15 protein-coding genes are annotated in these 19,436 nt (G+C 45.4%); 6 read left to right on the forward strand and 9 right to left on the reverse strand.

The window, feature by feature from the left end:
- Positions 1–144 precede the first annotated feature (144 nt).
- Together AC5YB3_RS20665 and AC5YB3_RS20670 are read left to right on the forward strand one after the other, a co-directional pair.
- Entirely contained in the window at positions 145–501 is a 357-nt protein-coding gene (locus tag AC5YB3_RS20665) for a DUF3802 family protein (RefSeq protein ID WP_006081279.1), read from the forward strand.
- Positions 502–976: 475 nt separating this feature from the next.
- Positions 977–1,339: a SpoIIAA family protein gene (locus AC5YB3_RS20670; protein WP_494526070.1), complete on the forward strand. Its 363-nt coding sequence runs from the start codon at positions 977–979 to the stop codon at positions 1,337–1,339.
- Positions 1,340–1,349: 10 nt separating this feature from the next.
- Here the strand turns inward: AC5YB3_RS20670 and AC5YB3_RS20675 are convergent, their stop codons facing one another.
- From AC5YB3_RS20675 to nhaB, 3 genes are all read right to left on the reverse strand, one after another.
- Complete coding sequence (locus AC5YB3_RS20675) at positions 1,350–3,980, reverse strand: PAS domain-containing protein (protein WP_494526071.1); 2,631 nt, start codon at positions 3,978–3,980, stop codon at positions 1,350–1,352.
- Positions 3,981–4,162: 182 nt separating this feature from the next.
- Entirely contained in the window at positions 4,163–4,690 is a 528-nt protein-coding gene (gene dsbB / locus AC5YB3_RS20680) for a disulfide bond formation protein DsbB (protein WP_012587866.1), read from the reverse strand.
- An 89-nt stretch (positions 4,691–4,779) separates the two neighbouring features.
- A complete protein-coding gene (gene nhaB, locus AC5YB3_RS20685; RefSeq protein WP_006081283.1) occupies positions 4,780–6,381 on the reverse strand; it encodes a sodium/proton antiporter NhaB in 1,602 nt (533 codons plus the stop codon).
- Between the two features lie 301 nt (positions 6,382–6,682).
- Between nhaB and fadR the strand changes: the two genes are divergently transcribed.
- Entirely contained in the window at positions 6,683–7,399 is a 717-nt protein-coding gene (gene fadR, locus AC5YB3_RS20690; protein WP_006081284.1) for a fatty acid metabolism transcriptional regulator FadR, read from the forward strand.
- Between the two features lie 82 nt (positions 7,400–7,481).
- Here fadR and AC5YB3_RS20695 read toward each other — a convergent pair whose 3' ends face one another.
- The 4 genes from AC5YB3_RS20695 to sodB form a co-directional block, all read right to left on the reverse strand.
- The gene (locus AC5YB3_RS20695) at positions 7,482–9,008 is read right to left on the reverse strand and encodes a SpoVR family protein (protein ID WP_071938850.1); all 1,527 of its coding nucleotides are present in this window, start codon (positions 9,006–9,008) and stop codon (positions 7,482–7,484) included.
- Between the two features lie 9 nt (positions 9,009–9,017).
- Positions 9,018–10,286 (reverse strand): YeaH/YhbH family protein, encoded by a 1,269-nt coding sequence (locus AC5YB3_RS20700; RefSeq protein ID WP_006081286.1) that lies wholly within the window; start codon positions 10,284–10,286, stop codon positions 9,018–9,020.
- A gap of 66 nt (positions 10,287–10,352) precedes the next feature.
- Positions 10,353–12,287: a PrkA family serine protein kinase gene (locus AC5YB3_RS20705; protein ID WP_006081287.1), complete on the reverse strand. Its 1,935-nt coding sequence runs from the start codon at positions 12,285–12,287 to the stop codon at positions 10,353–10,355.
- Positions 12,288–12,572: 285 nt separating this feature from the next.
- Positions 12,573–13,157 (reverse strand): superoxide dismutase [Fe], encoded by a 585-nt coding sequence (gene sodB / locus AC5YB3_RS20710; RefSeq protein WP_006081288.1) that lies wholly within the window; start codon positions 13,155–13,157, stop codon positions 12,573–12,575.
- 224 nt (positions 13,158–13,381) lie between these two features.
- Here sodB and grxD point away from each other — a divergent pair, with 224 nt between their 5' ends.
- The gene (gene grxD, locus AC5YB3_RS20715; protein ID WP_006081289.1) at positions 13,382–13,714 is read left to right on the forward strand and encodes a Grx4 family monothiol glutaredoxin; all 333 of its coding nucleotides are present in this window, start codon (positions 13,382–13,384) and stop codon (positions 13,712–13,714) included.
- Between the two features lie 148 nt (positions 13,715–13,862).
- Here grxD and AC5YB3_RS20720 read toward each other — a convergent pair whose 3' ends face one another.
- Positions 13,863–15,113, reverse strand: a complete 1,251-nt coding sequence (locus AC5YB3_RS20720; protein WP_494526072.1) for a uracil-xanthine permease family protein — start codon at positions 15,111–15,113, stop codon at positions 13,863–13,865.
- 216 nt (positions 15,114–15,329) lie between these two features.
- Between AC5YB3_RS20720 and AC5YB3_RS20725 the strand changes: the two genes are divergently transcribed.
- Both AC5YB3_RS20725 and hda read left to right on the forward strand, forming a co-directional pair.
- Positions 15,330–16,421 (forward strand): DUF2066 domain-containing protein, encoded by a 1,092-nt coding sequence (locus tag AC5YB3_RS20725; protein ID WP_012088917.1) that lies wholly within the window; start codon positions 15,330–15,332, stop codon positions 16,419–16,421.
- Between the two features lie 67 nt (positions 16,422–16,488).
- Positions 16,489–17,199: a DnaA inactivator Hda gene (gene hda, locus AC5YB3_RS20730; RefSeq protein ID WP_006081292.1), complete on the forward strand. Its 711-nt coding sequence runs from the start codon at positions 16,489–16,491 to the stop codon at positions 17,197–17,199.
- A gap of 160 nt (positions 17,200–17,359) precedes the next feature.
- Here the strand turns inward: hda and AC5YB3_RS20735 are convergent, their stop codons facing one another.
- Positions 17,360–19,315, reverse strand: a complete 1,956-nt coding sequence (locus tag AC5YB3_RS20735; RefSeq protein ID WP_494526073.1) for a hypothetical protein — start codon at positions 19,313–19,315, stop codon at positions 17,360–17,362.
- Positions 19,316–19,436: the final 121 nt, after the last annotated feature.

The raw sequence follows: 19,436 nt of genomic DNA on the forward strand, positions 1-19,436 counted from the left end.
GTTATCGAAGATAGGCTAGAGTTGAATAAGTGGCGTATGCTGGATCTCGATGAGAAGCCGAACTTTCGGCTTCTTTGATATTTCCGATTGTGGTATTAATAGCACCACAGTAGATATTAAGTTAATGAGTTTAAAGGGTAAAAAATGGTCACAGATAAAGATGGTTACATGCATTTGGTCCAGTATTTAACTGAACATCTTGGCTTATTTGAAACACCAAATTCTGAGGTGATTTCAGACGATACTGTGATGGAATTATTTGAAGAGCAATTGTCGGCGCAGATCATTATGGTGTGTGGTCAAAATCCGTCATTGTCTTTCACGCAGCGCAACATGATTATCCGCGAAGTAGATGCGATAGTATATGATTTAGAAGAGATTTTAGCTTCGGTTGCCAATCATAAAGCCACGCCCGCGCAGACGTTATTTATTACCGAATTTTCCGGTTTAATTAAGAATTTGTTCGATCAAGAAATCGCTAAACAGCAAGTCAGCGCCTAGTCAGAAGGGCGCTCTAGCTTTGAGTGGCAAGCGTGCTGGCATTAAAATTAAGGTGTAATTTCAGCTCGTTGTAACAGTTAGTGTTAACGGCCTATTTTAATCGTGATGTTTTTGCCGCTTGATTGCCATGCTTGAGTGCCATGTGTTTCCTCACCTTGAATCTAGTCTTAAGTCACTGCGCGAGTTAGCTTAAAGCATTTGGTGTGAGGCTATATCTGCTATCCGTTTCCCTTCGAGTTATTCTACTTTTCATCACTTTTCATCACTTTTCAGTCTTGTATTGCCACTTCGCTTTGTGACTTTTTCTGCTGGCTGACACTTAGCACGAGTGATTTTAAAACTTGAGTGGTGAAGACTAAATCGGCTGAGCGTAAAATAAACTACTCTCTTTTCCAGCATTTATGTCATTGTCTGTGTATCTTTAGTGTGTGAGCTTTAACTATTTTCCCCTTCGTGTATTGATAAGGAGTGTTCAATGCTAACGATCTCTTCGGGCCATTCCCATGACATATTAGCAGTCGTCGCATCTGGTCGTATTAACCATGAGGATGTTGAAGGCTATCTAGTTCCCGCCATTGAAGCTAAGCTGCAAGATCACGCCAGTATTCGCCTCTGGTACGAGTTTTCCCCTGAATTTGAAGGCATATCCGTCGCTGCCCTGTGGGACGATGCAGTACTCGGCTTATTTCACTTAAGTGATTTCTCAAGAGTGGTGATGATTGCTAACCAAGCTCAAACAAGCGCTATGGTCAATGCGCTTGCCTGTATGCTGCCGTGCCCTGTAAAGGTATTTGCTACCGATGAGCAAACCCAAGCTAAGGCATGGCTTGATCAGTAAGCCGTCTGCTTTATTGCGACGCTAAGCTTGTACTAAGCGGCCAATGACACTGTATGTGTGTGCCTTGGTTTAACTGGCTGCTGATGGTCAGGCTGCCATTGAGATCGTTTTTGAGCCACAGATTGATGCAGGTTAAGGTTCCGAGGCAGAGTTCTTGCTCCAGTTCCTGTCGCAATTGCGTGAGCTGCGCCTCCGTCATACCAATTCCATTATCGATAATACTGATCTGCAGCACGTCGTTCGATTTGTCGATGGCGATGGTTATTTCACGCTGTTCGTTGTGAGTCTTAAAAGCATGATTCAAAGTGTTAGTGATTAAGCGATAGAAGAGTTGCAGATATTGCCAAGCAGGGCCATCGATGATGATGTTTTCCTCGCAATTGAGCACTATCTCTACGTTTGCTTTCGCTAATTGCACTTTTAGCAAACCTAAGAGATGGCGCATAAATTGCGCCAGATGTAATGGGCGAATATCGTTTTGATGATTGGTTAGCAGCTGGGCAATATGCCGCAATTTCTCTGCCTGAGTTACCATGATTTCGGTGATCTGAGTTCTGTAATTTGCCTCGTCCGTTTGCTGCAGTTGGCAAACTTTGGCGAGTAGCTGATCTTGCTCATGCATGATCTGCGTCATCATTTCAGCTAAGAAGTTTTGCATTAGCTGTTGGCTTTGTTCACGGCTGAGATTGAGTTGATGATGCTTCTCAAGCATTTTAGTTAATGCTTCTTGCTCTTGGTAAAGCTCATTATTATGTTGATTGATAAGGCGAACTTGCTCTTGTAGATGATTGAGCATCTCGACTTGCCCTAAGAGTAATTTATCCTGTTCTTGCTCTTTAATTTTTTTCAACGTGATATCAAAGGCGATAGCGCCGACCGCAATCACAGTATCGTCATCATCTTTTATCTTAAATTTGGTCACGATATAAATAAGATTCCCCAGTGGCGAGGGGATGGCCTCTTCAAAATTAATGGCTTCGTTATTGTGCAGTACGCGCCGATCATTTTGTTGATACTCGTGGGCAAATTGGCTGGGAAATACCTCAAAATCCGAGGCGCCAATAATGCGTCTGCGTTCTATGCCTAAAATTTCACAATACTTGTCATTCACCAGAATATATTTACCGTGCAGATCTTTGACATAGATAAGGTTTTGGGAAAATTTCAGCAAAGCCCTTAGTTGTTCTTTATGGCGCTTTAATTCAAGTTGGAATAGGTTCTGACTCTGCAATTGTTGCTCTAGGGCAAGATTACTGGCATCTAAACTCGCCATCGCCACTTCAAGTTGTTGAGTGCGCGACAGGAATGTCTTGGCTAATAAGCCAATTTCGTCGTGACTGTCTTTGGCTTTAAGTTCAATTGATGCGGAATCATTACGCTTTAAGGCTTGGACGATTTCAATAATCGGGGTAATAAACAGCCGGTGTTGGAGTAAGAATAGGAGGATCAAGCCTAAAAGCTGGATGCACACTAAATAAATACCAACCTTTTCAACTAAGTGTTTGGCGGTATCTTGCAGTGGCGAAATCGGGGTGACAACTAACACTTTCCAATAGGTATTGGGCATCAAAAATACCGAAACCAGGGACGCCGTTTTCAAAATGGGATCATGGGCTAAGGTCACTGAGGTCAGTAGTTTTGGGGTGGTGAAATGGTTTAAGGCATTGTTATTGACGATGGCGGCTAACATGTCGCGCTCATCTTGATGACTTAGTCGGGTCAAATGCTGCATCTGTTCTTGGGTAAATACGCGCTCGGCCACGGCTTCTTCGATAAAGGCTTTATCCGCATTGTGTAATGCCGCTTCGATGGGGGTGAAGTCTGGCTGCTGGTCAACGAGATGATTAAAAGTGACAAAGGTGTGGCTGGTATTGGCTTGATGCTGAAGATTATTATTGCCATGGGGATAGGCGAGCACTTGGTTTTGATGATCTAAGGCAATGACATAACCCCTGACATCGACCATAGCATTGCGTAGTAGGGCATTGAGCTTTTCTAAGCTGATATCCACAGTGGCGGCACCAATAAACTGATGGTCCATCCACATAGCGCCTGAAGCCGTGATCATGGATTCATGGGTGGTGGGATCGAAATAAGATTTTGACCAGAAAATTTTGCCCGCAGGGAAATAGCGCGTCGGGCGATACCATTCTTCGGTGTGATAGCTAGGAAACGTGTCTTTGTTATAGCTATCAATCGCGACTAACTCTTCGTTTACATTGTGGGCCCAGAATAGGCTATCGCGAAATTTTTGCTGATTAAACGCGCCGGGCTCCGGCCAGACGCCACCGCCAGAGATGATGCGTTGCTGGTTATCGAGCGTCAGCAAGCTGGGGATGGTTTTCACCAGTTGCTCATGATCATAGCGATAAAGTTTTGCAATACTGGAAATGGAGCCGACAACGGTTTCGACCTGTGAAGTCATTTCCTGCAGTTTGGCGATGATTAACTGGCCATAGTTTTGGTTTAACACGGCTTGTTGATCAAGCACTTGTTGACGCTGAATACTCAGAATCACCCAAGCTGTGCTGCAAATCAAAATAGCGGCAATGACGAGTTGGATAAGGCTAAATTTGAACGGCAAACTGTTTTGCCATTGGGTTAAGGCAGTGTGTGGCTCAGAAGTCGAACTTTTTCCCATAATCACCAGTTTCCAAATCACCACTTTTCATTGAGCCAGTGTAGCGCGTTCTCGCTGTTTTGCTATTGGCATATGTCTAAGTTGCGGGGATTGAATGGGATAAGCAGCGGGAATCAGTCGTAAACTGTGAATAAAATCGCTAATAAAAAGGCAGGGTTGATCCCTGCCTTATCTCAAAGTCGTTATTTATAAAGAGAAGGTTTATTTGAACCACTCAGGATAGGCACAATAAAGAGTAACCAAGCCACTAGGAAGCCACTGAAAGCTACTACCATCCATTCGGCCATGGTTACACCCATAAAGACCCAAGGCACATCAGTACACATGCCAGTAGGCATCATAATGGAGGGGAACCATTCGTGTAATGGCATCCAAGCTGGGAATTCAGGTAAGAATGAACATGTTGAGAACGGCGATGGGTTGGTTTGCATGTCTACCAGCGATAGCGCCAGCTTTAATCCCCAAGTCGCACTGACTGCCCAAACAATGGCCGCGAGAATCCTTACGATGCGATATTTTGGCGCCGTCATGCCGATAAGACCAGCCGCCAATAAACCAAAGACTGCGAGTCTTTGATAAATACACATAACGCAGGGGTCGAGTTTCATTATATGTTGAAAATACAGTGCGCTTAACTCTAAGCCTAGGGCTGTGCCTGCGAGAATAAACCAAGATGAACGGGAATGGGCAAAGCGAGTAATAACAGTCAAAGTGAGCTCCATATCAACAAAAAACGCCCTCAGACATGGGGCGTTTTTTGGACTCTACTTATTTAATAAAGTTCAGTCAATAGAGAAGATTAATGTCCGGACACTGTGCCCAACACTTCTTTTGCACTGTGATGGATGATTGTATGGGAATCATAGAAATATTGAGTGGCTTGTTCTAAGAATCCCGTTTGGATCGCCATAACGCCCACAATGGATAGCACGATAGTGTAGGGCAATGCCATCCATACCATTCTGCCATAGGATAAGCGGATCAGCGGTGCTAAGGCTGACGTCAGTAAGAACAAGAACGCCGCTTGACCATTAGGTGTCGCCACCGAAGGTAAGTTAGTTCCGGTATTAATCGCAACGGCCAGTAAGTCGAATTGATCACGGGTGATTTGGCCGTTAATTAATGCCGCCTTCACTTCATTGATATACACAGTACCGACGAACACGTTATCACTCACCATAGACAATAATCCGTTGGCGATATAGAAAATCACTAATTGGGTATTGCCTTCATAACCCAGTGCCCATTGGATAACGGGGGCGAATAAATGTTGATCGATAATCACGCCAACAACCGCAAAGAACACCGCTAATAATGCGGTAAAAGGCAGTGCCTCTTCAAAGGCTTTACCAAGGGCATGCTCATCGGTGACGCCGTTAAAGGCTGTGGTTAAAATAATCACAGAAAGACCAATTAAGCCCACTGAAGCTAAATGCAAGGCAAGACCTGCGATCAACCAGACACCCACTAGGGCTTGGACGATTAACTTCATGTTGTCTTTGTTGGTACGGCGCGCATCTTCATGGGCGGCATATTCACATAAGATCCGATGAACGGCCGTTGGTAATTTAGCGCCATAACCAAAAATACCAAATTTTTCAACTAAGTAGCAAGTTAAGATGCCAGAAATCAATACTGGGACTGTAACAGGCGACATACGTACGGCGAATTCACCGAACTGCCAATTGGCCTGTGCAGCAATGATCAAGTTTTGAGGTTCGCCCACCATAGTACATACACCGCCGAGTGCAGTACCGACACCCGCATGCATTAACAGATTACGCAGGAAGCCACGGAATGCACCGAGTTCTTCTTCGTTTAACTGATCTTCGCCCGCAGCGTTTTTACCTTCGGAGGTATGATCGTGATCGGCGCCGAAATCTTTTCCAGAAGCGACCTTGTGGTAAATAGAATAGAAACCCACAGCGACCGCGATAATCACGGCAATAACCGTTAACGCATCTAAGAAGGCAGATAAAAACGCCGATGCCAAACAAAACATCAGTGACACTAAAACTTTAGAACGCACTTTGGTAATAATTTTCGTGAAGCCAAATAGCAGCAATTGCTTCATGAAATAAATACCAGCGACCATAAACACCAAGAGTAATAATACTTCTAGGTTGGCTTCTATTTCATGTAAGACTTGGCTTGCCGATGTCATGCCAATTGCGACAGCTTCAATTGCTAATAATCCGCCAGGCTGTAATGGATAACATTTTAATGCCATTGCTAAGGTAAAAATAAATTCAAGCACCAATACCCAGCCGGCCACGAAGGGGTCGACATAGAAAAAGAGTAGTGGATTGATAATTAAAAATGACAGTATTGCGGTTTTGTACCACTTAGGAGAATTTCCTAAGAAGTTCCCAATAAACGCCTGACTCATTGTCGCCGGCATGGCAGCCTCTCTTCTAATTATGTTAAAAATTGCACGTGTTTAATATCAATACCTGCGTTTGTTAAATCAGTCTAGCCTAAAGAGAAAGCTAATGTAACGAGATACTGATACCCACATTTCAAAAAGCGGAGCTAATCGGCAAAATTGACGTTTGTTGCCTTGATCTTGGTCGTTTTTTTGAGCGATTGTGTGACATTTACACGGCGATAACACAGTGAATTTAAGTGAATGGTTTCCATTTTTTACCGCTCTGGTATGATCAGTGACCATTACGACGCACAACAACTGGATAAGTGGGCTGATGATTATCAATGCCAAAGGACCTGCAAGTTTTGCAGAGAAGTATATTGTGAGATCCATTTGGGATAATAAATTTCCTCCAGGGTCCATTTTACCGGCTGAACGTGAGCTTTCGGAATTGATAGGTGTGACTCGCACCACTCTGCGTGAAGTGCTACAGCGCTTGGCTCGTGACGGTTGGTTGAAAATCCAACACGGTAAACCAACGCGAGTTAACAACTTCTGGGAAACCTCAGGCTTAAACATTCTAGAGACGATTGCCGATCTCAATCCCGAAGGATTTCCGGTATTGGTTGACCAACTTTTGTCGGCCCGTACTAACGTTAGCGCTATCTATTTCCGCGGTGCTTTGCGTTATAACCCAGATACAGCTGTGGATGTGCTCGCCAAAATTCACCAACTTGAAGATACGGCGGAATCCTATGCCGAATTTGACTATTTATTGCACCACACCTTAGCTTTCTCCTCAGGGAATCCACTTTACGTATTGATATTAAATGGATTTAAGGGATTGTATAGCCGAGTCGGTCGCTATTATTTTACCAGTTCAGATGCGCGTTTATTGGCTTTGAACTTTTACAAAGAGTTAGAGCTACTGGCTCAGGCGAAAAATTATCTCGACGTCCCTGCGCTGATGCGCACCTACGGCATGAACAGCGGTAAGATGTGGTTACAATTACGCGATGATATGCCCGCGTCTATCGCACAGGATAATTAATTGCTGCGATTGATGTCGCATTAAAATAGCGATAAATACATAAAAGCCGTTTCCAATGGAAACGGCTTTTTTATTCGGTTTATTATTCTGGTTTAGCCGCTTCAGGGCAGGATGCTAATACTGTTACACTCGCATCCTCATTTTTTTGCTCTAAGGTGACAGTGAAACCCCATAATCTATGTAAATGCTTTAATACTTCTTTATGGCTGCTGGCTAAGGGAATATCGTTATTCGGCACATAACGTAAGGTTAAGGATCTATCACCGTTGATCTCTACATTATGCACTTGGATATTCGGTTCAATATTCGACAAGTTATATTGCTGCGATAATAACTGGCGAATATCTTGATAACCTTGTTCATCATGAATTGCCGATACCGACAGATAATTGCGTTTCTCATCATCATGGATACCAAACAACTTAAATTGGCGGATGACTTTAGGTGAAAGATATTGGCTAATAAAACTTTCGTCTTTAAAGTTTTGCATTGCAAAGTGTAAGGTTTCAATCCAATTGCTGCCGGCGATGTCGGGAAACCAGGCTTTATCTTCATCGGTTGGATTTTCACAAATACGCCGAATGTCAGTAAACATGGCAAAACCTAAAGCATAGGGATTGATGCCACTGTAATAGCGGCTGTTGTAGTCGGGTTGGGCAACCACGCCTGTATGGCTTTGCAAAAACTCGATCATGAAGCGGTCAGTGACCACGCCATCATCATACAAGTGATTCAAAATAGTGTAGTGCCAGAAGGTGGCCCAGCCTTCATTCATCACTTGAGTTTGTTTTTGCGGGTAAAAATATTGCGCCATTTTACGTACAATGCGGATAATTTCCCTTTGCCATGGTTCCAGTAAAGGGGCATTTTTCTCGATGAAATATAAGATGTTTTCCTGCGGTTCTGCGGGGAAACGACGTTTCTTCAATTGAGACTGTTCATGTTGCTGGGTAGGAATCGTGCGCCATAAATCATTCACTTGGCTTTGAAGGTACGCCTCGCGATCTTTTTGTCTTGCTTGTTCTTCTCGGAATGAAATTTCAGAGGGGCGTTTATAGCGATCGACACCATAGTTCATTAGCGCATGGCAGGAGTCGATGACGCTTTCGACCTGTGCTACGCCATGTTTTTGCTCACAATCACTGATGTAGTTTTTGGCAAAAACAAGGTAGTCAATAATCGAGCTGGCATCTGTCCATGTCTTAAATAAGTAGTTGTTTTTAAAAAAGCTGTTATGTCCGAAACAGGCGTGAGCGATCACCAGTGCCTGCATGGTGATGGTGTTTTCCTCCATAAGGTAGGCAATACAGGGGTTAGAATTAATCACAATTTCGTAGGCAAGCCCCATTTGGCCGCGCTTGTAACCTTGCTCGGTTTCGATAAAACGTTTGCCAAAGGACCAATGGGTGTAACCAATGGGCATACCTATGCCCGCATAAGCATCCATCATCTGCTCAGCGGTGATGACTTCAATTTGATTTGGGTAAGTGCTGAGCTTATACAGTGCTGCTACCCGTTCAATTTCCTTGAGGTAGTCCTGCAGTAGCTCGAAGCTCCAGTCAGGACCATCGCTCAGTGGTGTCCAAGGTGTTGATTTAGTTATCCCCATAGTGCCCCCTTAAACCGCTTGTTTCTTGAATAGCTCCCTAAAGACAGGGTAAATATCTTCGGCTTGACGTATGTGCTGCACGGCGATGTTGTCGTAATGCTGTTGCAGGGATTCATATTCACGCCACAGGGTTTGATGGGCGCGATTGGTGATTTCGATGTAGCTGTAGTAGCGCACTAGTGGCAAGATTTTTTGTTCTAACAATTGCCTACAGGTTGGTGAATCGTCGGCCCAGTTATCACCGTCGGATGCTTGGGCTGCGTAGATATTCCATTCATCGGCGGGGTAGCGAGCTTGTTGAATTTCATGCATTAATTTTAATGCACTGGACACTATGGTGCCGCCCGTTTCTTGGGAGTAAAAGAACTCGTGTTCATCGACTTCTTTGGCTTGGGTATGGTGGCGAATGTAGACCACTTCTAAATTTTTATAGGTGCGGGTGAGGAAAAGATACAGCAAGATATAGAAGCGTTTTGCCATATCTTTGGTTGCCTGATCCATAGAACCAGACACATCCATCAAGCAGAACATCACGGCTTGGCTAGAAGGGATTTCCCTTTTGGAATAGTTATTAAAGCGTAGATCGAAGGTATCGATAAACGGCACTCTGGCAATCTTTTGTTTTAACTCCTCAATTTGGGCTTTTAAATCCAAAATCAACTCGGCCTTAGTACCTGGAATATTTTCCAGCTCGGCAAGTTCTTGTTCTAACTCTTTTAATAGTTTCTTTTTACTGGCCGACATCGCAATACGACGTGCCAGTGATGAACGTAATGAACGGACAATATTGATGTTAGCGGGGACGCCATCATTGGTGAATCCCGCACGGTAGATTTGGTATTCCACCAGTTTATTAAGGCGATTTTTTTGCAGATTGGGGAGTTCTAAGTCCTCAAACAATAATTCTAGATACTCATCCTTAGAGATTTCGAACACAAAGTCATCGTCGCCTTCACCCGAATTTGAGGCTTCACCTTTGCCCGAACCGCCGCCAGATCCACCAGGTGGCCGGTCAATTTTATCACCACGGGTAAATTGGTCATTACCGGGATGCACTCTGTCCCTGACACCGCCTTTGCCTTGGTGAAACATAGGTTCACTGATATCCCGGGTGGGGATACTGATTTTTTCGCCTTTATCTACATCCGTTACGCTGCGGCGAGTCACTGCATCGCTGACGGCTTTTTTAATTTGTTGCTTATATCTATTGATAAAGCGTTGGCGGTTGACTGTGCTTTTTCCTTTCGCATTCAACCGTCTATCGATAAAGTTCGCCATACGCACCTCCCAAAACCCAGCGAAGGCTTTGGCAACACCAAAGCCCTGTACTTAGTTAGCGCAAGTTTAAGAAGATTTACGAACCCGTAAATACCACTCAGACAAGAGTCGGACTTGTTTCTTGGTATAGCCTTTCTCCATCATGCGATTGACGAAATCATCGTGTTTGCGTTGATCGTCATTCGACGTTTTGGCGTTAAAGGAAATAACAGGCAGTAAATCTTCTGTGTTGGAGAACATTTTCTTCTCGATCACAGTGCGAAGTTTCTCGTAGCTGGTCCAGAGCGGATTGTTACCCTCATGGTTCGCGCGGGCGCGAAGCACAAAGTTGACGATTTCATTACGGAAATCTTTAGGATTGCTGATCCCCGCTGGCTTCTCAATCTTCTCAAGCTCAGCATTGAGGGCGGCGCGGTCGAATAGCTGACCCGTTTCTGGATCGCGGTATTCTTGATCTTGGATCCAAAAATCGGCGTAAGTGACATAGCGGTCGAAGATATTTTGGCCGTATTCAGAGTAAGACTCTAAGTAAGCGGTTTGAATTTCTTTACCGATAAACTCGACGTATTTAGGGATCAAATAACCTTTTAGAAACTCCAGATAACGTTCGGCGGTATCGCCGGGGAACTGTTCTTGTTCAATTTGCCGTTCGAGCACATAGAATAAATGTACTGGGTTAGCGGCGATTTCTGAATGGTCGAAGTTAAATACCCGCGACAAAATCTTAAAGGCGAAACGGGTAGATAGCCCATTCATGCCTTCATCGACACCCGCGTAATCACGGTATTCTTGGTAAGACTTAGCCTTAGGATCGGTATCTTTCAGGCTTTCACCGTCATACACCCGCATCTTAGAGTAGGTGGAGGAGTTTTCAGGTGGCTTGATGCGCGACAACACACTAAATTGCGCTAGGGTTTCTAAGGTGCCAGGCGCACAGGGTGCTTTTGATAACTCAGAGTTGATCAGCAGTTTTTGATAGATTTGCAGTTCTTCCGAAACCCGTAAACAGTAGGGGACTTTGACTATGTAAACACGGTCGAGGAAGGCTTCGTTGTTTTTGTTGTTTTTGAAGGTTGACCATTCTGATTCATTTGAGTGTGCCAGAATAATCCCGCTATAGGGCAGGGCCGATAAGCCTTCAGTGCCGTTATAGTTACCTTCTTGCGTTGCAGTTAGTAGTGGATGCAGCACTTTAATCGGTGCCTTAAACATCTCGACGAATTCCATCACCCCTTGGTTTGCGCGGCATAATGCACCCGAATAAGCGTAAGCATCGGCATCATCTTGGGAGAAATGCTCGAGCTGACGAATATCCACTTTACCGACGAGGGAGGAAATATCTTGGTTGTTTTCATCACCGGGCTCTGTTTTCGCTATCGCCACTTGGTCCAGAATTGATGGAAAGACTTTCACCACCCGAAATTTGGAGATATCACCACCAAACTCATGCAGACGTTTTACCGCCCAAGGCGACATGATGGTTTTGAGATAGCGGTTGGGAATGTTGAATTCATCTTTTAACAGCTGACCATCTTCTTCTAAATCGAATAGACAGAAGGGATGATCGTTGACTGGGCTACGTACCCCATTTGCGCTCAGAATATAAATGGGTACTTTTTGCATGAGGGCTTTTAGTTTTTCGGCGAGCGATGACTTACCGCCGCCCACAGGGCCCAGTAGGTATAAAATTTGTTTGGATTCTTCTAATCCTTGAGCCGAGTGCTTTAGATAAGCCACGATTTGCTCTATGGCATCTTCCATGCCGAAGAAATCTTTAAATGCGGGATAGCGTGAAATAAGTCGATTCGAAAAAATACGGCTAAGTGTTGGATTTTTTGCGGTATCAATGACTTCTGCTTCACCGATTGCAAGCAATAGTCGCTCTGATGCTGACATGTAAGCGCTGCGATCTCCTTTGCAGATATCCAGAAACTCTTGCAAAGAATATTCTTCATCGAGTTTTTGTTCGTAGCGCTTTTGGTAATGCTCGAAAATGCCCATATAAACCCCCTGAAACGCCAGTGATGTCATGGAACGGATAACTGGCTAGCCAGCTTCCTACTCTAATCTTAGACATAAACTCACTATCTGTGTCAAAAAAATATCAAATAAAACAATAACAAATAGTTGCAAACGCAATTATTGCACTTGTAGTTTACGGAGGGGCAATCAGATGGATAAGGGATGGACGGCAAACGAGGGGCATAAAAAAAGAGCCACTAGGGCTCTTTTTACTGGGATTAACTCACTGCTCATGCAGCAGTCAACAACGATAGGTTAAATGAATTAACCAGCGAAGTTTTGGTTAACGAAGTCCCAGTTAACTAATTGCCAGAAGTGGGCAAGGTAGTCAGGACGCACGTTACGGTAATCGATGTAGTAAGCGTGTTCCCACACGTCAACTGTCATGATTGGCGTTACTGAGCTGTCAGTCAGTGGCGTTGCAGCATTGCTAGTGTTGACGATAGCAAGTGTGCCATCGGCTTTTTTCACTAACCATGTCCAAGCGCTACCGAAGTTGTTTACTGCTGAATCAGTAAATTGTGCTTTGAATGCGTCGAATGAACCGAAAGCAGCATTGATTGCATCAGCAACTGGGCCTGTTGGCTCACCGCCAGCGTTTGGTGCTAGGCAGTTCCAGTAGAAAGTGTGGTTCCACACTTGAGCTGCGTTGTTAAATACGCCACCCGTAGAAGTTTTGATGATGTCTTCTAAAGATTTACCAGCGAAATCAGTTCCTTCGATTAAGCCGTTTAGCTTAACAACATAAGTGTTGTGATGCTTGCCGTAGTGGTATTCAATGGTTTCTTGAGAAATGTGTGGTTCTAGTGCGTTCTTTGCATATGGTAATGCGGGTAATTCGAAAGCCATTAGTATCTCTCCATGGTCTTAGGTTATCGTTTTTAAACGTGCTCACTTAGAGCTATTGTACCGATAAAATTTGTGATGTGAATCATTGTTTAGCTAATTGACTAGATAGACGCCATCGAAAAATCAAATGTCGGCATAACCTTACAAACTGTGGGATTTTGTTCTGCCTCTAGCTGACGTACAATAGTCGCATTGAGTCAATGTCATCCTACTTAGGAATCAAAATGGAAACAGTAGAGAAAATTAAGCAGCAGATCACGGAAAACCCTATCATTGTTTATATGAAAGGCTCTCCTAAGTTGCCTAGCTGTGGCTTCTCGTCACAGGTAGCTCAGATCATGATTAACTGCGGTGAGCAGTTTGCATTCGTGGATATTCTTCAGCATCCAGACATTCGCGCAGAATTACCTAAGTTTGCTAACTGGCCAACTTTCCCACAATTGTGGGTCGAAGGTGAGTTGATCGGCGGCTGTGATATCGTCGTGGACATGTTCCAAAAAGGCGAATTACAACCTTTGATCAAAGCTGCTGCCGCTAAGATCAAGACTGAAGAATAAGCGTTAATGCTTTTTTTATAAGTATGAATGAAAAAGCCGCCATGATTAATATCACGGCGGCTTTTTTGTCGCTGTTTTTCAAAGAGCTATCGCTACAAAAAACATTACAACAAAGACTTCAATAAAACGGCGATTCCTCAAACAACGACTAGTGAGGGGTGACATCTGACTCATTGTGCTTATCGTGTGGCTTGGTCGCGGGTAATAATAAGTTCATGGTAATCGCGACAATGCCGCACAAGCTGATACCGGTCAGACTGAATGAACCTATGCCAAATGCCATGCCGCCGATACCAAATACTAAGGTGACACCGACAATGCTTAAATTACGCGGCTCAGACAAATCCACATGATTGCGAATAAGGGTGTTGAGACCAACGGCTGCAATTGAGCCGAATAACAAACACATAATACCGCCCATGACTGGGACTGGAATGGTTTGCATCAGCGCACCTAATTTGCCGACGAAGGCTAACGTGATGGCAGTAATAGCGGTCCAAGTCATGATTTTTGGATCAAAATTGCGCGTTAAGGTCACTGCGCCTGTCACTTCTGAATAAGTCGTGTTTGGCGGGCCACCAAAGGCTGCCGCCGCAATCGTGGCAATACCATCACCTGTTAGCGTGCGGTGTAGTCCCGGTTTTTTCATAAAATCTTTACCTGTGACATTGGATATCGCCAGAATATCGCCAATGTGTTCAACCGCCGGAGCGATTGCGACTGGGATCATAAAGGCGATGGCATGCCAGTTAAATTCGGGTGCGACAAATTTAGGAATCGCAATCCAACTGGCGGCAGTCACAACCGCAAAGTCAACAATACCAAAGACAAGGCTTAAGCCGTAACCCACGATAATCCCCGCTAAAATTGGCATCACTCGCAGTAAGCCCTTGGCAAAAATCGCCACTGCTATAGTGGTGCAAAGTGATGCGAGCGAAATAAATAGCGCAGTATTGGTGTCAACGAGGGTCAAGCTACCATCGCCACTTTTACCTAAGGCCATATTCACCGCAACGGGTGCTAAGCCAAGGCCGATGATAATGATCACAGGACCCACTACTACAGGTGGTAACAGCCTATGGATGAAGTCGGTGCCGCGCACTTTGACCAAGGCGCCAAGCATGACATAGACCACGCCCGCGGCCATAATACCGCCCATGGTGGAGGGAATGCCCCAAGTTTGCACGCCATAGAGTATGGGGGCGATAAAGGCGAAGGAAGATGCGAGGAAGATAGGCACTTGGCGTTTAGTGATCAATTGGAACAGTAGGGTGCCGATACCAGCGGTAAACAATGCCACACTGGTGTCGAGTCCTGTCAGCAGCGGCATTAGCACTAGGGCACCGAAGGCCACAAACAGCATTTGCGCGCCCTGTAGGGGGATAGCGAGTCGTCTCATTTATTATTCTCGTTAATATTAGGGTAAACCTCCAAATGATATCAGTTTGTTGGATTTTGAGCAGAAGAAAATCGCCCGTTTTGCCGACTCGGATCACTGTTTGGGTTTTCCATGCCATGGTTGGCACTGAAATGGGGCTAAATTTTGCCAAGACTCGCTTAAGGCGCTAACTATGGTACAATTTGCCCCATCTGACGTTACTTCAACTACTCAAAGATGCTGAAATTCCTATTGAAGCCGAGCTTAATTGCATTTCTATATTGTCTGTTCACGATTAATAGCGTCAATGCTGTTGAGGTGAGTAAATTAGATGAGGCCAATGTGCCTGTGTCTTCGCGCGCGGTTGCAGAACGCGACAAAGCCCTAAAAAGTGCACTTGAGCAAGTCATTATCAAGAACACTGGGACGGCGCGATCCCTCGACAACAGTCTGATCCAATCTCAGCTCAGTAATCCTGATACCTTGCTGAGCCAGTATGGTTATATCGAGCAGAATGGCCAATTACTGCTAACGGCCAGTTTTGAACACCGTCGCATTGTGGCGCTACTGCGTCAGGCGCAATTGCCCGTTTGGGGAACACAACGCCCGCTGACCTTATTTTGGGTCGCAATGCCAGGCGATGGCGACACTATGATATTGGGTGACTCGTCTGCGTTAGCCGAACGTAAACTCTTTAGTGATTTTTCCGATGCCCGCGGTATTCCGGTATTGCTGCCAATCTTAGATCTTGATGAGTTGATGGGAATTAACCCTAACGATATCAAAGGTATGTTTGCCGATATCGTGGCGAGTGTCTCTGGCCGTTATCAAGCTGACTTTTTGGCATTGGTGGCTATTGATGCTGCTGGCAGCCAAGTTCGTTACCGTTTAAATCTCTATACTAAGGCTACCATTGACTCTTTGACGCCACCGTTATTCAGTTACAACGGCACCGCTGAAAATTCTACCCAGGCGATTGAAGCCATGATGGCGGCGTTAGGCGAATACTATTTTACTAAGTACGCCATTGCCGACACGGGCACGCAGCAAGGCGCGAGTGTCACTTTTGTGAATATTCAAAAAATGGCGCAATTAGTTGAAGTTGAAAAATATTTGAAACAACTTAGCGCGATTAAAAATGCCACGTTAACGCATATTCAAGGTCATACCGTGACCTTCTCGCTAGATTTGTTTGGCTCAGAAACGGATTTACAACGTTTATTAAGCTTAGAGCCGCGAATTTCTGTGGTAGCACCTGTGAGTGCGGGGGAATTTAGTCCAGTCTCTAACCAAACAGGCAAGCCTGTGTATGAATGGCGTTTACCTTAAGATGTTATCGGCCGTGCTTAGCCATGCTAAGCGCGGCATTGTTTTTATTTGATATTGAGAAGACCGAGTGCCCTTAAACTCACCTCTGCAACTCTCGTTACCTGTGCATTTGCCAGACGACGAAACCTTTAATAGTTATTACCCTGCCGCGGGTAATGATGAGCTTATTCAAAAACTGAGAGCCAATGCCGAAGGGCAGGGTGAAGCCGCCATTTATTTGTGGGGCCCAGTCAAATCGGGTCGAACCCATTTAATGCACGCCGCTTGTGCCCACGCCAATGAAGTTGAGCGTCGCAGCTTTTATATTCCCTTAGGCATACATGCGAGCATTTCGACCGCCTTGCTTGAAGGACTAGAACAGTTAGATTTAGTCTGTATCGATGATGTCGATGCCATCGCCGGTCACCCCGTCTGGGAAGAAGCGATTTTTGATCTCTATAATCGCGTCGCCGAACATAAAAATTGTGCCTTGGTGGTCAGTGGCAGTTCGTCTCCTGCGGATGCGGGTTTCCTCTTGCCAGATCTTGTTTCACGTATGCAGTGGGGGTTGAATTATCAACTGCAACCTATGGCTGATGATGAGAAACTTGCCGCACTGCAACGCCGCGCCGCCATGCGTGGCCTGCAATTGCCAGAAGATGTGGGACGTTTTTTGCTGAACCGAATGGCGCGGGATTTACGTACCTTGTTCGATGTACTGGATAAGTTAGATAAAGCCTCATTAGTGCACCAGCGCAAGCTCACCATTCCCTTTGCCAAAGAGATGCTGCATCTTTAAAAGCATGATTGGATAGAGACGCGGTTTGAGTGGTTTTGAATTAGCCTTGAGCGATGAAAACGCTAAACATTGTACTATCCATTAAGCGTCAAGCCCAAAAATCTAAAGCCCGTCATGCTGAATGCAGACGGGCTTTTTGTTTATCTAAAACTTAAACACTCTATTGCTGAGGATGACGGTGACGGTCGCCACTTAAGTGAAGTTCAGGCTCAAAGCGTGGCTGTACATCGTTTGTCGGTGCATTGTTTTGGCCTTTGAGCTGAGCATTCGCAGGCGATGTGGCTAATGTTTGACGCCAGCTTTGACCTTGGGTCATGGCAATCGGCTCGGGCAGGCTTTCAATCAGACTGATGCCATCAAGCTCTGGCAGAATTTCATCAATCACCAGTGCGGCGCGATTTTCTAGACTATCTTGTGCAATTCGACCTCTTTGTCCCCAATCAATAACCAGCGTATCAGCGGTTAACACCGCAGGTTTATTGGTGACGGCGACATCACGTAATATTTGATAGCGATAACTCATCATGGCTTCTTCAAACAGCATAGCTGTGTCTTCACGGGTGCTGGAATAGGCATAGAAGTCGCTGGCGATATCGGTAGAAAAGAATGTACTCACATCCGATGGCTGATAGGCCTTTTGCACATTATTCGCCGCTGCGCCGAGGAAACGGACATTGGCAAGTCCCATCATTTCAGTGCTCATTAGTGGATAGCTGGTGCTGACTTGATCAGATATCAGGCTCTTGTTGGCATTGCGGCGACTGTAATCATCTAGCAGTCTTGGCCCTGTGAGTGAGGCATGTACGCTGCGGGGGAAGAAGTCATTGGCATGGGCTAGCTCGTGATACAGCAAGGAAGCTAGATCGGGATTGATTTGTGCTAACGTTCGGTATGCTCTGACGGTGATAGGTACGCCAAGTGACGCATACTGATTGTCTTTCACATAACGCCAAGGCATCACAAAGTTAAGATCATCACCGAAATTACTGCGGTAATCCGGCGCTTCATTAATGGTGTCACGCTGGCTTGGCGTAAGCCATAAATCGTCGGGATCGAGATAAATCGCTCCTGTAACTACCCAATAGAAGGAAGGGCGCACGTCATAGCTAATCACCACGGCCGTGACGGATTGTAACAGGCGAGCAAAATCGCTGTTGGGGTCCATCTGAGCTAAAAAGGCGGCAAAGTTATCGCCCATCCAGTCGTGGGAAACCAGTACACGATTAAGAATAGTCTCGCGATTTAGATCGTTTGAGGTTTGGCCTATCAAAGGTAAGGTATTGATAGTGCAGCTATCACTAAGTTGATTGGAGTAAACACAGCCCGCTAACACATTGGCGTAAGGCGAGGCTGGACGATAGGCGTGAGTGCGTGCCACTGGGGTATCGAAATATTGCGAGCTGATCGCCGGCGCCGCGGTTGTTAGCACAAAGGCATCATCACTGAGTGGATTACCGTTGATACTGGCGTTCACTTTGAGCCGAGTGATTGTATCTTGGGCGACCGTTGGCGCGGTAAATAAAGGCCTAAACGGATCGCTTACATCGACCATTAAATCTGGGCCAGACGCCACGCACCAAGAGATATTCGCAGCGCTTAATCCTGATTGTTGTCCGAGCCTTAAGCTGACATTGTTACCTTCAACCACTTGGTGATCTTGGCGGACGTTCAGTACACCCGTCGATGCGGGATCGACATTAATGCCGATTTCTCCGCTGACATCTAGATTACTTCCCGTGACATGCAAGCTAAAACGGTAGCCGCCTGCGGTGGTAGTATCAAAGGCTAATACCGGGCTGTTTTGACTGACTAATTGTATGATAGGTCCATCGATTTGCTGCCAGCGAAAGGTTAAGTTTTGGCTATCACGATTTAGGATGTTGGCAATGATGGCACTGGATTGACCTGCCACATAAGTCGGCTCAGTTTGAAAACGGATTGAGGATGATGTAGTAACAAGGAGCGGCGAAATGCTATCTGTGCAGCGTGGCAGTGAGGTGGAGGGGGGCGTTACTCCGCCATTATCTGTGTTGCTGTCTCCACCGCCTCCGCATGCCACGAGTAGGCTTGAGCAGGCCATTAATCCCAAAAGCTTCAGTGGTAGCGATATCCCCATTACAGCATTCTCCCTTGTTAACTCAGCAGTGCGATTAGACTTTTTGTGACTCACGGGATACTAAGGCCCCATGATGAGAAACTGACTATAGCACGGGGATTAAGTTGCAAAAAGTCAGTGT

Source organism: Shewanella sp. 1311, from assembly GCF_059338235.1.

Bases quoted from the DNA above. Each gene is read 5' to 3' on its own strand.
- AC5YB3_RS20720 (WP_494526072.1), bottom strand. From the start codon at position 15,113: ATGAGACGACTCGCTATCCCCCTACAGGGCGCGCAAATGCTGTTTGTG.
- AC5YB3_RS20725 (WP_012088917.1), top strand. From the start codon at position 15,330: ATGCTGAAATTCCTATTGAAGCCGAGCTTAATTGCATTTCTATATTGT.
- AC5YB3_RS20735 (WP_494526073.1), bottom strand. From the start codon at position 19,315: ATGGGGATATCGCTACCACTGAAGCTTTTGGGATTAATGGCCTGCTCA.
- AC5YB3_RS20700 (WP_006081286.1), bottom strand. From the start codon at position 10,286: ATGGCGAACTTTATCGATAGACGGTTGAATGCGAAAGGAAAAAGCACA.
- AC5YB3_RS20665 (WP_006081279.1), top strand. From the start codon at position 145: ATGGTCACAGATAAAGATGGTTACATGCATTTGGTCCAGTATTTAACT.
- grxD (WP_006081289.1), top strand. From the start codon at position 13,382: ATGGAAACAGTAGAGAAAATTAAGCAGCAGATCACGGAAAACCCTATC.
- AC5YB3_RS20695 (WP_071938850.1), bottom strand. From the start codon at position 9,008: ATGGGGATAACTAAATCAACACCTTGGACACCACTGAGCGATGGTCCT.
- nhaB (WP_006081283.1), bottom strand. From the start codon at position 6,381: ATGCCGGCGACAATGAGTCAGGCGTTTATTGGGAACTTCTTAGGAAAT.
- AC5YB3_RS20675 (WP_494526071.1), bottom strand. From the start codon at position 3,980: ATGGGAAAAAGTTCGACTTCTGAGCCACACACTGCCTTAACCCAATGG.
- sodB (WP_006081288.1), bottom strand. From the start codon at position 13,157: ATGGCTTTCGAATTACCCGCATTACCATATGCAAAGAACGCACTAGAA.
- AC5YB3_RS20670 (WP_494526070.1), top strand. From the start codon at position 977: ATGCTAACGATCTCTTCGGGCCATTCCCATGACATATTAGCAGTCGTC.
- fadR (WP_006081284.1), top strand. From the start codon at position 6,683: ATGATTATCAATGCCAAAGGACCTGCAAGTTTTGCAGAGAAGTATATT.
- AC5YB3_RS20705 (WP_006081287.1), bottom strand. From the start codon at position 12,287: ATGGGCATTTTCGAGCATTACCAAAAGCGCTACGAACAAAAACTCGAT.